Origin of the sequence: Streptomyces purpurascens (assembly GCF_045040895.1) — a bacterium.
GTDB lineage: Bacteria > Actinomycetota > Actinomycetes > Streptomycetales > Streptomycetaceae > Streptomyces > Streptomyces purpurascens.
On record NZ_CP108341.1, the window covers coordinates 6,509,865 to 6,523,349 of the forward strand.

Below are 13,485 nucleotides of genomic sequence, written 5' to 3' on the forward strand. Positions count from 1 at the left end.
CCGGCCGGTCAGGCCGGAGCCGTACGTGCCTGCTTCACCAGGCGCATGTACCTGTCCCAGTCCCAGTGCGGCCCCGGATCCGTGTGGTCCGTGCCCGGGACCTCCACGTGGCCGATGATGTGCTCGCGGTCGACGGGTATGTCGTAGCGCGCGCAGATGCGGGCCGTGAGGCGGGCCGAGGCTTCGTACATCTCGTCCGTGAGGTCCTGCGGGCGGTCCACGAAGCCCTCGTGCTCGATGCCGACACTGCGTTCGTTGTAGTCGCGGTTGCCCGCGTGGTACGCCACGTCCAGCTCGCGGATCATCTGCGTGACGTGCCCGTCCTGGCGGACGATGTAGTGCGCGGCCGCCTTGTGCCCCGGGTCCTGGAAGGCCTTCACCGCGCTGTCGAAGCTGCCCTGCGTGACATGGACGATCACCATGTCTATACCGAAGTCGTCGGGGCGGTCCGCCCGGCGCCAGTTCGCCTCCGACGCCGCCACCCAACGCGCACCCGCGTAGTCGACCTCGCCCGCCTTGCGCGGCTTCTCGACGCCGGGAGTCCGCCACCACAGGCGCGCGAGTTCGTCCCGGGCCAGCACGGCCGTGCCCGCCGCTGCCGCCGCCCCGCCGATCAGCAGCGCGCGACGCCCGACCTTCCGGTCGCCGTCCTTCGAAGCCTTCCGCTGTCCCATGTGATCGTCAACGGATACTCGTGAGCCCTGGTTCCCGCGCCCCCGTACCCTGGAAGGGCTATGACTGAAACCCCGCAGCGCTCCCGTCCCCTCCGCGTCCTGGCCGCCATGTCCGGCGGAGTCGACTCCGCCGTCGCCGCCGCCCGCGCGGCCGAGGCGGGCCACGATGTGACCGGTGTCCACCTCGCGCTCTCCGCCAACCCCCAATCCTTCCGGACGGGCGCGCGCGGCTGCTGCACCATCGAGGACTCGCGCGACGCCCGCCGCGCCGCTGACGTCATCGGGATCCCCTTCTACGTGTGGGACCTCGCCGACCGCTTCCGCGAGGACGTGGTCGAGGACTTCGTCGCCGAGTACGAGGCCGGCCGCACCCCCAACCCCTGCCTGCGCTGCAACGAGAAGATCAAGTTCGCGGCCCTCCTCGACAAGGCGCTCGCGCTGGGCTTCGACGCGGTGTGCACCGGCCACTACGCCAAGGTCGTCACGCTCGCCGACGGCACCCGTGAGCTGCACCGCGCCTCCGACATGGCCAAGGACCAGTCGTACGTCCTGGGCGTGCTGGACGACCGGCAGCTCGCCCACGCCCTCTTCCCCCTCGGCGACACGGTCACCACGAAGGACGAGATCCGCGCGGAGGCCGAGCGCCGGGACCTGGCGGTGGCCAAGAAGCCCGACTCGCACGACATCTGCTTCATCGCCGACGGCGACACCCAGGGCTTCCTGGCGGAGCGGCTCGGCAGGTCCGAGGGCGACATCGTCGACGAGTCCGGCCACCGCATCGGCACGCACGAGGGCGCGTACGGCTTCACCATCGGCCAGCGCAAGGGCCTGCGCATCGGCACCCCGGCCCCCGACGGCAAGCCCCGCTACGTCCTCGACATCTCCCCGGTGGACAACACGGTCACGGTCGGCCCGGCCGCCGCGCTGGACGTCAGCGCCCTGACCGCGATCAAGCCGCGCTGGTGCGGTGCCGCCCCCGCGGGCCCGGGCACCTACACGGCCCAGCTCCGCGCCCACGGCGGCGAGACCGAGGTGACCGCCGAACTCGTCGACGGCTCCCTGGAGGTCACCTTCACCGAGCCGGTCCGCGGCGTCGCCCCCGGCCAGGCGATCGTGCTGTACGACGGCACGCGCGTGGTGGGCTCGGCGACGATCGCCTCGACGACCCGGGCGACGGCGGGCGTGGCCTGAGGCCGGGCCATCATCCTGTAGGAAGAAGTTCCGTCAGCACAGGCGCCAGCACGTTCGACCCGGCGACCCGGCGACCCGGCGACGGCGGGCGTGGCCCTGACGCCGCAGACGGGCCAGGTCCGGTGCGCTGCTGGAGTCGCCGGCTGCGGTCGAGGCAGCCAGGGTCCGTCAGCCCCGCCCGAAGAACTCCGTCAGCACCGGCGCCAGCACATTCGGCTCGACCATGTGCGTCTGGCCCTGGAGCGTGCGGTACACGCCCGTGGGGACCGAGTCCGCGATCGCCCGGGCCGCCTCACGCAGCCAGGCGGGGCTCGCGTCGCCCGCGACCGCCAGGACCGGGACGCCGACCGCGGCCAGCCGGTCGCGGGGGACCCGGCCGTCGCGCATGACGGCGTCGTCGTAGGCGAGGCTCGCGGCGATCGCCTCCATGCCGGCCCACATGGGGGACTGGCGGGCGCCCTGGATCATCCCCTCGGCCAGGCCGGCCAGCCGCAGGAACAGCTCGACCGCGTCCCCGCGCCGTCCCTCGGCGAGCGCCTCCGTCAGCCGCCCGGTGTACTCCGCGCGCTCCTTGGCGCCCTCCTCGGACATCGCGAACGGCGTCTCGTACACCGCGACGCGCCGCACCGGCAGTCCGCTCGCCGCCGCCTCCAGGGCCAGCGCCCCGCCCGACGAGATGCCGTACAGGAACGCCTCGCCGCCCACCGCCTCGATCACCGCCGCCAGGTCCTCGAGCTCCCGCTCCACGGCGTACGGCGCGGTGTCCCCGCTGGCACCGCGGCCCCGGCGGTCGTACACGACGGCCTGGAAACGCTCCGAGAGCGACACGGCCAGCGGCGCCAGGGTGCCGCCCGTCGACATCGCGCCGCTCACCAGAACGACCGCGGGGCCCTGTCCGGTGCTCTCGTAGGCGATGCGGGTGCCGTCGCGCGAAAGGATCTTCTTGTCCATGCTCATGCAGACTGCCGCACGGCAGGGTGTTCATCGGTGAGGCGGGCCGTGCGTCAGCCGATCACATCACTTCCACCTCGTAGAAGCACAGGTGGTCCTTGATCTCCGCGACGTCCGGCTTGGGATCCGGATACGCCCACACGAGGTCCGCCGCGTCCGGCAGCGACCAGTAGGAAGCGGTGCCCTTGAACGGGCAGTACGTCTGGGAGCCGGACGGTGTCAGCAGGTCCAGGCGTACGTCCTCGGCCGGGATGTAGAACCGCTCGGGACAGCCCGTCTCCCGCAGGACCAGCGCCCGGTCGCTCTCCGCCAGGACCTGTTCGCCGCGCACCACGCGCACGTGCCGCCCGCTCCGCTCGATGGTGATGCGATGCCCTGTGGTCACGATCGCCCTCCTTGGGTAGCCGAGTCCTTCGCTACAGCGCACGCTGTAGCGGAGTTCTTCCCTCGCCGCAGGAGGCCCCCATGCGAGCAGCAGAACCGGCCGGAAACCGCAGCACCCTGGCCCACCAGGTCAGGTACGCCCTGCGCCACCCGGGGCGCGTGCCCGCGCACGCCCGGCGCACGGTGCGGGACGCCTGGCTACGGCTGCGCTATCGCGACCACATCTCCTACTACCGCGCCGTCATGGCCTCCGACGCGGCGCGCAGCGCGGAGGCGGCGGTGGGGCACAACCCCTCGCGCGAGGCGTGGACGCGGATCGGGCGCATGCAGTTCGACTACCTGGTGGGGCACGGCCTCAAGCCGCAGCACCGGATGCTGGAGATCGGCTGCGGCAATCTGCGCGCCGGACGCCTGTTCATCGACCACCTTGACGCCGGCCACTACTACGGCATCGACATCTCGCCGCACATCCTGCTCGCCGCCCAGGACACCCTCGTGTCCGAGGGCCTCCAGCCCAAACTGCCCTACCTGGCGCTCGCCGACGACCTCACCTTCGCCTTCCTGCCCGACGCGCACTTCGACGTCGTGCACGCGCACAGCGTCTTCTCGCACTCGCCGCTGCACGTCATAGAGGAGTGCTTCGCCCACGTCGGCCGGATCCTCGCACCCGGCGGCTTCTTCGACTTCACGTTCGACCGCACCGAGGGCGAGGAGCACCAGGTACTGCACGAGGATTTCTACTACCGGACCCGGACGCTGACCGAACTCGCCGCGCAGCACGGCCTGGAGGCCCGGTTCATGGACGACTGGGAGGAACTCCCGCATCGGCAGTCCAAAATGCGGGTCACCACGGCCCCCGACCGTGCCCGTACGGTGGGCTCATGAACATCTGTGTCTTCCTCTCCGCCGCCGACCTCGACGAGCGCTACACCCGCCCCGCGCGCGAATTCGCGACCCTGCTGGGCAAGGGCGGTCACACCCTGGTGTGGGGCGGCTCGGACGTCGGCCTCATGAAGGTGGTCGCCGACGGGGTGCAGGAGGCGGGCGGCCGGCTCACCGGCGTCTCCGTGCAGTTCCTCTCGGCGAAGGCCCGCCCGGGCGTCGACGAGATGGTCGTCGCCAAGGACCTCGCCGAGCGCAAGAGGCTCCTCCTGGAGAAGGCCGACGCCGTGGTCGTCATGGTCGGCGGCACCGGCACGCTCGACGAGGCGACCGAGATCCTGGAACTGAAGAAGCACGGCCACACGGACAAGCCGGTCGTCCTGCTCAACACCGCGGGCTTCTACGACGGTCTGAAGGAGCAGTTCCGCCGCATGGAGGCCGAGGGCTTCCTGCCCCGCCCGCTCACCGACCTGGTCTTCTTCGCGGAGGAGCCGGTGGGGGCCCTGGCGTACCTGGAGGAGAGCCGCGGCATCGAGTGACCTCGCGCTGATGCGAGCATGGCGGGCATGGCTACTCATGTGATCACCGGAGCGGGCTCCGGCATCGGCGCGGCCGTGGCCCGCCGTCTGCACGCGCGTGGGGACGAGCTCGTGCTGCACGCGCGCGACGCGGGCCGGGCGAAGGAGCTGGCGGCCGAGTTCCCGGGGGCGAAGACCCTCGTCGGCGACCTGGCCGACCCCGACAAGCTCTCCTGGGCCTTCTCCCACCAGTCGCTGCCCGACCGCGTGGACTCGCTGCTGCACATCGCCGGGGTCGTCGACCTCGGCCCGGTCGGCGACCTCACCCCGAAGACCTGGCGCCACCAGCTCAACGTCAACCTCGTCGCCCCCGCCGAGCTGACCCGCCACTTCCTGCCTCAGCTGCGCGCCGCCCGGGGCCACGTGGTCTTCGTCAACTCCGGCGCCGGCCTCAACGCCCACGCCGGCTGGTCCGCGTACGCCGCCTCCAAGCACGGCCTGAAGGCCCTCGCCGACTCCCTGCGCCACGAGGAGCACGCGGGCGGCGTCCGCGTCACCTCGGTCTACCCCGGCCGCACGGCCGGCCCCATGCAGGCCAAGGTCCACCAGCAGGAGGGCAAGGAGTACGACGCCTCCAAGTGGATCGACCCCGAGTCGGTGGCGACCACGCTGGTGATGGCGCTGGATCTGCCCAGGGACGCGGAGGTGAACGACCTGACGGTGCGGCCGGGTCGCTGACTCTCTCGCCCCCGCCGCCCCTACCCGTCCCGTCCCCGGGGGCTGCCGCCCCCGGACCCCCGCTTCGGCCTGAACGGCCTCGTCCTCAAACGCCGGACGGGCTGTAAAACTCAGCCCCTCCGGCGTTTGAGGAGCGGGGTCTGGGGCGGAGCCCCAGAAGGACGGGACGGGTAGGGGCGGCGGGGGCGGAAAACATAGGCTTCTGGGCGTGAACGCAAATCCCACCTTCGCCCCCGCCACCGGCGTGGGGTCCATGCCGGGCGGCGACGCCCGAGAAGCCGCCAAGACCGCCACCGGAACCTTCGAGGACTTTCCCTTCCTGCCCGAACTGCCCGCCCGGGGACCGGGAGCGGACATGATCGGGCGAACCGCCGGACTGCTCGTCGAGCTGTACGCGCGCGTGGAGCCCAGCGGCTGGCGCCTAGGGGACCGGCCCGGGCGGGACACCAAACGGGCCCGCTCCTGGCTCGGCGAGGACCTCGACGCGCTGGAGGAGTTCACACAGGAGTACGCGGGGCCGCTGAAGGTCCAGGCCGTCGGGCCCTGGACCCTCGCCGCCAACCTGGAGCTGCGCAACGGCGAGGCCGTCCTCTCCGACCCCGGAGCCTGCCGCGACCTCGCCGCCTCCCTCGCCGAGGGACTCCGGCTGCACCTGGCCGAGGTCCGGCGGCGCATCCCCGGGGCGCAGCTCGTCCTCCAGTTTGACGAGCCGTCCCTCACCGCCGTCCTGCGCGGCCAGGTGAAGTCCGCCAGCGGCTACCGCACCCACCGGGCCGTCGACCGGCAGATCGTCGAGGCCACGCTCCGCGACGCCATGGGGGTGCACGCCGACGGCCCGGTCGTCGTCCACTCCTGCGCACCGGACGTCCCGTTCGCCCTGCTCCGCCGGGCAGGCGCGGCGGCCGTCTCCTTCGATTTCTCCCTGCTCACCGAGCGTGACGACGACACGATCGGCGAGGCGGTGGAGGCCGGCACCCGGCTCTTCACCGGTGTCGTCCCGGCCACGGAGGGCCCATTGTCAGACCCTGCCGGTAGCGTCATGGGTGTCAGGACGCTGTGGCGCAGGCTGGGGCTGTCACCGGGGCTTCTCGCGGAGGCGGTCACCGTCACCCCGGCGTGCGGACTCGCGGGGGCCTCCCCGGGGTACGCGCGCGCGGCTCTCGCCCACTGCGTCCGGGCGGCGAGATCTCTCGCGGACAACCCAGAGTAACGGGAGGACGACACGGTGGCCGGGGACAAGCAAGCGGAGACGACGACGGTGCCCGCCGAGGCACGGGAGAAGCACGCGCGCCTCGCTGAGCAGATCGAGGAGCACCGCTTCCGGTACTACGTGAAGGACGCTCCCGTCGTCAGCGACGCGGAGTTCGACCAACTGCTGCGTTCCCTGGAGGCGCTGGAGGAGGAGCATCCCGAACTGCGCACGCCGGACTCGCCGACCCAGAAGGTCTCCGGGTCGTACGAGACGGAGTTCACGGCGGTCGAGCACCGCCAGCGCATGCTCTCCCTCGACAACACGTTCAACGACGAGGAGATGGCCGCCTGGACGGAGCGCATCGCCAGGGAACTGGGCGAGCAGGACTACCACTTCCTGTGCGAGCTGAAGGTCGACGGCCTCGCCGTGAACCTCACCTACGAGCACGGCCGTCTCACCCGCGCGGCGACCCGCGGAGACGGCCGCACCGGCGAGGACATCACGCCGAACGTCCGGACGATCGCCGAGATCCCGGAGCGTCTCAAGGGCGACTCCGTTCCCGACCTCGTGGAGATCCGCGGCGAGGTCTACTTCCCGATGGAGAAGTTCCAGGAGCTCAACGCCCGTCTGGTCGAGGCCGGCGACAAGCCCTTCGCCAACCCGCGCAACGCGGCGGCCGGTTCACTGCGCCAGAAGGACCCGCGCGTCACCGCCACCCGCCCCCTGCACATGGTGGTCCACGGCATCGGCGCCCTGGAGGGCTTCACCGGCCTGACCCGCCTCTCCCAGGCGTACGACCTGCTGAAGACCTGGGGCCTGCCGGTTTCCGGCCACAATCGGGTGGTCGACGGCCTCGACGGCATCCGGGAGTTCATCGCGTACTTCGGCGAGAACCGCCACTCCGTGGAGTGGGAGATCGACGGCGTCGTCGTCAAGCTCGACCAGATCCCGCTCCAGGGCCGCCTCGGCTCCACCTCGCGCGCGCCGCGCTGGGCCATCGCGTACAAGTACGCGCCGGAGGAGGTCAACACCAAGCTCGTCAACATCCGTGTGGGCGTGGGCCGCACGGGCCGGGTCACGCCGTACGCCCAGGTCGAGCCGGTCACGGTCGCGGGCTCCGAGGTCGAGTTCGCCACGCTGCACAACCAGGACGTGGTCAAGGCCAAGGGCGTCCTCATCGGCGACACCGTGGTGCTGCGCAAGGCCGGTGACGTCATCCCCGAGATCCTCGGGCCGGTCGCCGACCTGCGCGACGGCAGCGAGCGCGAGTTCGTGATGCCGAGCGAGTGCCCCGAGTGCGGTACGGCGTTGCGGCCGATGAAGGAGGGCGACGTCGACCTGCGCTGCCCGAACGCCCGCACCTGCCCGGCCCAGTTGCGCGAGCGCCTGTTCTACCTCGCGGGCCGCAAGGCCCTGGACATCGAGCACTTCGGCTATGTGGCGGCGGCGGCCCTCACCGCGCCGCTGGAGCCGAAGGACCCGCCGCTGGTCGACGAGGGCGACCTGTTCGACCTCACCATCGACCAGCTGCTGCCCATCAAGGCGTACGTCCTCGACTCGGACAGCGGCCTGCCCAAGCGGGACCCGAAGACCGGCGAGGAGAAGGTCGCCACGATCTTCGCGAACCAGGAGGGCAACCCCCGGAAGAACGCGCTCGCCATGCTGGAGAACATCGCGGCGGCCAAGCAGCGCCCGCTCGCCCGCATCCTGACCAGCCTGTCGATCCGTCACGTCGGACCCGTCGCGGCCGAGGCGCTGGCCCGTGAGTTCCGCTCGATCGAGCGCATCGACCAGGCCACGGAGGAGGAGCTGGCGGTCACCGAGGGCGTCGGTTCGACCATCGCCGCCTCCCTCAAGCAGTGGTTCGCCGAGGACTGGCACCGCGAAATCATCCGTAAGTGGAAGGCCGCCGGCGTCCGCATGGAGGAGGAGAGCACCGGCGAGGACGAGGGGCCGCGCCCGCTCGAAGGGCTCACCGTCGTCGTCACCGGCACCCTCGAACACTTCACGCGGGACGGCGCCAAGGAGGCGCTGCAGAGCCGCGGAGCGAAGGTGACCGGATCGGTTTCGAAGAAGACGTCATTCGTCGTTGTGGGTGACAGCCCAGGATCGAAATATGACAAGGCGATGCAGCTGAAGGTGCCGGTCCTGAACGAGGAGGGTTTCGGCGTCCTGCTGGAGCAGGGGCCGGACGCGGCGGCCGAAGTCGCGCTTTCGGCCGAGGAGTAGCGGTTGAAGGCCACCCGTTCGGCGCATACCAGATGCATACGGGTGGCCGGGGCGCATTCGGGCAACCGTCCGCGACCGCTGCCCGTGGAAGCCTTCTGCGGCCTACTGTTGAGATGTGCGCCTGCCGTGCCCAGCTGCGGTCGGGGCATCTTCGTGCTCGCACAGAGCGCGGGGAAGGGTTTCCAACGCGGGCCGTCGAGGGTTGTCGGGCACCGGGCCGCGGGGCGTGGGCACCGCCGGCTGTGAGAGGGACGGGAATGGAACCGACCGAGAGCGCCGTGCCGGGCTCACGGCTGCGCCTGCGCCGCATGGCGGTCGCATGGCGTGCAGTCCGTGGGGTCGGACGGCCGGCGGGGCGTCCGGGTGTGGAAGTGCGCGCCGTCGGACAGTACACCGCGGACGGGCGTGCCGTCGGTGGGCGCGCCGCAGCGGACGGCCGCGGCGCCGCACCGCCGGTCACCGAGCACACCCCCGGACTGACCGGCGAGGACGCGGACGGCGAACGGCACCAGTCCTGGCCCGCGCTGCCCGCCGCGGTCGTCGCGGCGGCCGGGTTCGTCCTGGGCGCCGGCTTCTACCGCGCCTTCACCGGCGGCCACGCGCTGTTCCCGTCCGGCACGGCCGGCTGGGCGCTGGCCGTGCTCACCGGCATCATCGTCGGCCACCTCGTGATGCTCGGCCGCTCCCGCTGGTGGGGCGGCACCGGCTCGGGCGCCGCCCTCACCCTCGCCGTGCTGCTGCTCTACGGCTGGGTACCGGCCGGCATGGTCAGCCTCACGGTCGTCGTGCTGGTCGGCGTGGCCCGCCGCAACCGCTGGCGCCAGGGCGTGCTGCACGGGGCGGTCGACCTCCTCGGCATCGGCGCCGGCGCCCTGGTGCTCGCCGCCTTCGGAACCGTGCCGTCCGTCGAGTCGCCCGCGCGGCCCGACGCCTGGACGCTCGCCACCGCACCCCAGGTGGCCCTGGTCGCCGCCGCCTACCTGATGGTCTCCCGCGTCCTGCTCTGGTATCTGCACGCCCCGCGCCCCGGACTGCCCACGGTCGCCCGCACCGCCCTGGTCAGACAAGGCCTGGTCGCGGTCGCGCTGCTGGGGATCGCGCCGCTGGTCTGCGTGGTGGCGGTGGCCAAGCCGATCCTGCTGCCCCTGTTCTCCATCCCCCTCATCGCCCTGGACTCCACCCTGTGGATAGCCCGGGCCCGAGCGGAGGAGCAGCTGCGCGACCCGCTGACCGGGCTGCCCAACCGCCAGTGGCTGCTGGAGCGCATCTGGACCGCGCTGGACGACGCCGAGCGGATCGACGCCCGCGCCGCCCTGATGCTGATCGACCTCGACCGGTTCCGGTCGGTCAACGACACGCTGGGTCACCTCGCCGGTGACCGGCTGCTGCTGCAGATCGCCGACCGGCTGCGGGTGGCGCTGCCGCGCGGGGCCGAGGCCGCCCGGCTCGGCGGGGACGAATTCGCCGTCTTACTGCCCGTCGCCGACTCCACGACGTCCGCGACCCGGGTCGCCCGCGGCCTGGTCGCCGCGCTCAGCTCCCCCCTCGACCTCGACGGCCTCACCCTCGTCCTGGAGGCCAGCGCCGGAGTCGCCGTCTTCCCCGACCACGCCTTGGACGCCGAAGGGCTGCTGCGGCGGGCTGACGTGGCGATGTACCAGGCGAAGCGGGACCGTACGGGCGTGGAGGTCTACGAGTCCAAGCGCGACTCGAACACCCCCGACCGGCTCGGTCTGCTGGGCGATCTGCGCCGCGCCCTCGAAGCCAATGAAGTGCATCTGCACTACCAGCCGAAGGTCCGCTTCGACGGACAGGTCGTGGGCCTGGAGGCCCTGGTCCGCTGGGTGCACCCCGAGCGGGGCAAGGTGCCGCCGGACGAGTTCATAGCGATCGCCGAGTCCTCGGGCCTGATGCCCCACCTCACCGAGTACGTCCTGGAGGCCGCGCTCGGCCAGGTCGCGCGCTGGCGCGCCCAGGGCCTGTTCGTCCCGGTCGCCGTGAACGTCTCCCCGCGTGACGTGCACAGCGCCGGCTTCGCGGGCTCCGTCGCCGCCCGGCTCGCCCGGCACGGCGTCCCCGCGGGAGCGCTCCAACTGGAGATAACGGAGCACGTCCTCCTGGAGGACCCGCAGCGCGCCGCCGACACCCTCAACGCTCTGACCGGGCACGGCGTGAAGATGTCCCTGGACGACTTCGGCACCGGGTACTCCTCGCTCGTGCACCTGCGCCGGCTCCCGGTCAGCGAACTGAAGATCGACCGCTCGTTCGTGGCGCGGCTCGCGGTCGACACCGAGGACGCGGAGATCGTGCGCTGCACCGTCGACCTCGCGCACTCCCTCGGCCTGCTCGTCGTCGCCGAGGGCGTCGAGGACGACGAGACCTGGGAGCGCCTGCGCGACCTCGGCTGCGACGCCGTCCAGGGCTGGCTGGTCGCCGCCGCGATGCCCCCCGACGAGACCACGGCCTGGCTCCGCGCCCGGGGCTCCCGCGGCTGGCAGCGGCCCCGCGCCGCCCTGCCGGCGGCGACGGCGGACGACTCGGGCCGGGTCGGCTAGGTTCCGTACCTGAAGCGCCCCGGCGGGGCCGGGGCGCGACTGCACGGGAAACCGTTTCACGGGCATCGCCCCTCGCCCCATAGGATTGGGCCAAACCACACTCACTCACCACCCCAGAGGATCGCTGCATGCCTGGCATCACGCGCGAGGAGGTCGCCCACCTCGCCCGGCTGGCGCGTCTGGAGCTGAAGCCCGAAGAGCTCGACCACTTCGCGGGACAGCTGGACGACATCATCGGCGCGGTCGCCCGCGTCAGCGAGGTCGCCGACCAAGACGTACCGCCGACCTCGCACCCGCTCCCGCTGACGAACGTCATGCGCGTGGACGAGGTCCGTCCGTCGCTCACCCCCGAGCAGGCGCTCTCCGGCGCCCCGGCCCAGGAGCAGCAGCGTTTCAAGGTGCCGCAGATCCTGGGGGAGGACTAGAAGTCATGACGGACATCATCAAGCTCACGGCCGCCGAGACCGCCGCGAAGATCGCCTCCGGCGAGCTCACGGCCGTCCAGGTCACCGAGGCCCACCTCGCCCGGATCGAGGCCGTCGACGAGAAGGTGCACGCCTTCCTGCACGTCGACCGCGAGGGTGCCCTCGCGCAGGCCCGCGCCGTCGACGAGAAGCGCGCCAAGGGCGAGAAGCTCGGCCCGCTGGCCGGCGTCCCGCTCGCGCTGAAGGACATCTTCACCACCGAGGGCGTGCCGACCACGGTCGGCTCGAAGATCCTCGAGGGCTGGATCCCGCCGTACGACGCGACCGTCACCCAGCGCCTGAAGGCCGCCGACGTCGTCATCCTCGGCAAGACCAACATGGACGAGTTCGCCATGGGGTCCTCCACCGAGAACAGCGCCTACGGCCCGACCGGCAACCCCTGGGACCTCACCAAGATCCCCGGCGGCTCCGGTGGCGGCTCGTCCGCCGCGCTCGCCTCCTTCCAGGCCCCCCTCGCCATCGGCACCGACACCGGCGGCTCCATCCGCCAGCCCGCCGCCGTCACCGGCACGGTCGGTGTGAAGCCGACGTACGGCGGGGTGTCCCGGTACGGCATGGTCGCCTTCTCCTCCTCCCTCGACCAGGGCGGGCCCTGCGCCCGCACGGTCCTGGACGCGGCCCTGCTGCACGAGGTCATCGCCGGGCACGACCCGCTCGACTCGACCTCCATCGACGAGCCCGTCCCGGCGGTCGTCGAGGCCGCCCGCAACGGCAGCGTCGAGGGCATGCGCGTCGGCGTCGTCAAGCAGTTCCGCGGCGAGGGCTACCAGGCCGGCGTCATCCAGCGGTTCGACGAGTCCGTCGCGCTGCTGAAGGAGCTGGGCGCCGAGATCGTCGAGCTGGACTGCCCGTCCTTCGACCTGGCGCTGTCGGCGTACTACCTGATCGCGCCGTCCGAGTGCTCCTCCAACCTCGCCCGCTTCGACGGCCTGCGCTACGGCCGGCGGACCGGCGACGACGGCACGCACTCCGCCGAGGAGGTCACCTCCCTCACCCGCGAGGCCGGCTTCGGCCCCGAGGTCAAGCGCCGCATCATGCTCGGCACGTACGCCCTGTCGAGCGGCTACTACGACGCGTACTACGGCAGCGCCCAGAAGGTCCGCACGCTCATCAAGCAGGACTTCGACAAGGCGTTCGAGCAGGTCGACGTCATCGTCTCGCCGACGACCCCGACCACCGCCTTCGCGATCGGCGAGCGCGCCGACGACCCGATGGCGATGTATCTCGCCGACCTGTGCACCATCCCGACCAACCTGGCGGGCAACGCGGCCATGTCGCTGCCGTGCGGTCTCGCCCCGGAGGACAACCTCCCGGTCGGCCTGCAGATCATCGCCCCGGTCATGAAGGACGACCGCCTTTACAAGGTGGGAGCCGCCGTCGAGGCCGCCTTCGTGGAAAAGTGGGGCCATCCGCTGATCGAGGAGGCTCCGTCGCTGTGAGTGCACTGACCAAGGCCAAGGGCTTCAAGAAGTCCAAGTCCGGCACGTACCTGTCCATCGCCGGGACCGCGTTCGGCGCGATCGGCGTCGCCAAGCGGCTGAAGAAGGCCCGCGCCGAGCAGGACACGCTGGTCCTGATCGACGCCACCGTGTCCGCCGTCGCCATCGTCACCGGCCTCGCCATCCTCTACCGCGAGCTGAAGCGGCTGGGCGACGACGACGTCCTGCTGGGCTGAGAGGGAAGTTT

General features: G+C 71.8%; 13 protein-coding genes. 10 read left to right on the plus strand and 3 right to left on the minus strand.

Annotated elements, in window-relative coordinates; translation table 11 throughout:
• Nucleotides 1-8: 8 nt before the first annotated feature.
• On the minus strand, nucleotides 9-674 hold the full coding sequence (locus OHU35_RS29855; RefSeq protein WP_189727802.1) for an N-acetylmuramoyl-L-alanine amidase: 666 nt from the start codon (nucleotides 672-674) through the stop codon (nucleotides 9-11).
• Between the two features lie 60 nt (nucleotides 675-734).
• Here OHU35_RS29855 and mnmA point away from each other — a divergent pair, with 60 nt between their 5' ends.
• Nucleotides 735-1,865: a tRNA 2-thiouridine(34) synthase MnmA gene (mnmA, locus tag OHU35_RS29860; protein WP_189727805.1), complete on the plus strand. Its 1,131-nt coding sequence runs from the start codon at nucleotides 735-737 to the stop codon at nucleotides 1,863-1,865.
• A gap of 168 nt (nucleotides 1,866-2,033) precedes the next feature.
• Here mnmA and OHU35_RS29865 read toward each other — a convergent pair whose 3' ends face one another.
• Both OHU35_RS29865 and OHU35_RS29870 read right to left on the minus strand, forming a co-directional pair.
• Complete coding sequence (locus OHU35_RS29865; protein WP_405507483.1) at nucleotides 2,034-2,816, minus strand: alpha/beta fold hydrolase; 783 nt, start codon at nucleotides 2,814-2,816, stop codon at nucleotides 2,034-2,036.
• 61 nt (nucleotides 2,817-2,877) lie between these two features.
• Nucleotides 2,878-3,201 (minus strand): DUF427 domain-containing protein, encoded by a 324-nt coding sequence (locus OHU35_RS29870; protein ID WP_405507484.1) that lies wholly within the window; start codon nucleotides 3,199-3,201, stop codon nucleotides 2,878-2,880.
• An 80-nt stretch (nucleotides 3,202-3,281) separates the two neighbouring features.
• Here OHU35_RS29870 and OHU35_RS29875 point away from each other — a divergent pair, with 80 nt between their 5' ends.
• From OHU35_RS29875 to OHU35_RS29915, 9 genes are all read left to right on the plus strand, one after another.
• Nucleotides 3,282-4,085 (plus strand): class I SAM-dependent methyltransferase, encoded by an 804-nt coding sequence (locus tag OHU35_RS29875; protein WP_405507486.1) that lies wholly within the window; start codon nucleotides 3,282-3,284, stop codon nucleotides 4,083-4,085.
• Nucleotides 4,082-4,621 (plus strand): TIGR00730 family Rossman fold protein, encoded by a 540-nt coding sequence (locus OHU35_RS29880; protein WP_359896984.1) that lies wholly within the window; start codon nucleotides 4,082-4,084, stop codon nucleotides 4,619-4,621. The genes OHU35_RS29875 and OHU35_RS29880 overlap by 4 nt, the downstream gene beginning before the upstream one ends.
• Before the next feature lie 18 nt (nucleotides 4,622-4,639).
• Nucleotides 4,640-5,338, plus strand: a complete 699-nt coding sequence (locus OHU35_RS29885) for an SDR family oxidoreductase (protein ID WP_359896986.1) — start codon at nucleotides 4,640-4,642, stop codon at nucleotides 5,336-5,338.
• A 208-nt stretch (nucleotides 5,339-5,546) separates the two neighbouring features.
• The gene (locus tag OHU35_RS29890; protein ID WP_405507489.1) at nucleotides 5,547-6,548 is read left to right on the plus strand and encodes a methionine synthase; all 1,002 of its coding nucleotides are present in this window, start codon (nucleotides 5,547-5,549) and stop codon (nucleotides 6,546-6,548) included.
• A 15-nt stretch (nucleotides 6,549-6,563) separates the two neighbouring features.
• A complete protein-coding gene (gene ligA, locus OHU35_RS29895) occupies nucleotides 6,564-8,759 on the plus strand; it encodes an NAD-dependent DNA ligase LigA (RefSeq protein WP_189727819.1) in 2,196 nt (731 codons plus the stop codon).
• Between the two features lie 257 nt (nucleotides 8,760-9,016).
• Nucleotides 9,017-11,314, plus strand: a complete 2,298-nt coding sequence (locus OHU35_RS29900) for a bifunctional diguanylate cyclase/phosphodiesterase (RefSeq protein ID WP_359896992.1) — start codon at nucleotides 9,017-9,019, stop codon at nucleotides 11,312-11,314.
• Between the two features lie 128 nt (nucleotides 11,315-11,442).
• The gene (gene gatC / locus OHU35_RS29905; RefSeq protein WP_095936815.1) at nucleotides 11,443-11,739 is read left to right on the plus strand and encodes an Asp-tRNA(Asn)/Glu-tRNA(Gln) amidotransferase subunit GatC; all 297 of its coding nucleotides are present in this window, start codon (nucleotides 11,443-11,445) and stop codon (nucleotides 11,737-11,739) included.
• A 5-nt stretch (nucleotides 11,740-11,744) separates the two neighbouring features.
• Nucleotides 11,745-13,238, plus strand: coding sequence for an Asp-tRNA(Asn)/Glu-tRNA(Gln) amidotransferase subunit GatA (gatA, locus tag OHU35_RS29910; protein WP_189727823.1), 1,494 nt, complete (start codon nucleotides 11,745-11,747; stop codon nucleotides 13,236-13,238).
• Complete coding sequence (locus OHU35_RS29915) at nucleotides 13,235-13,474, plus strand: hypothetical protein (RefSeq protein WP_184598645.1); 240 nt, start codon at nucleotides 13,235-13,237, stop codon at nucleotides 13,472-13,474. Before gatA ends, OHU35_RS29915 begins: the two co-directional genes overlap by 4 nt.
• The last annotated feature ends 11 nt before the right edge of the window (nucleotides 13,475-13,485 follow it).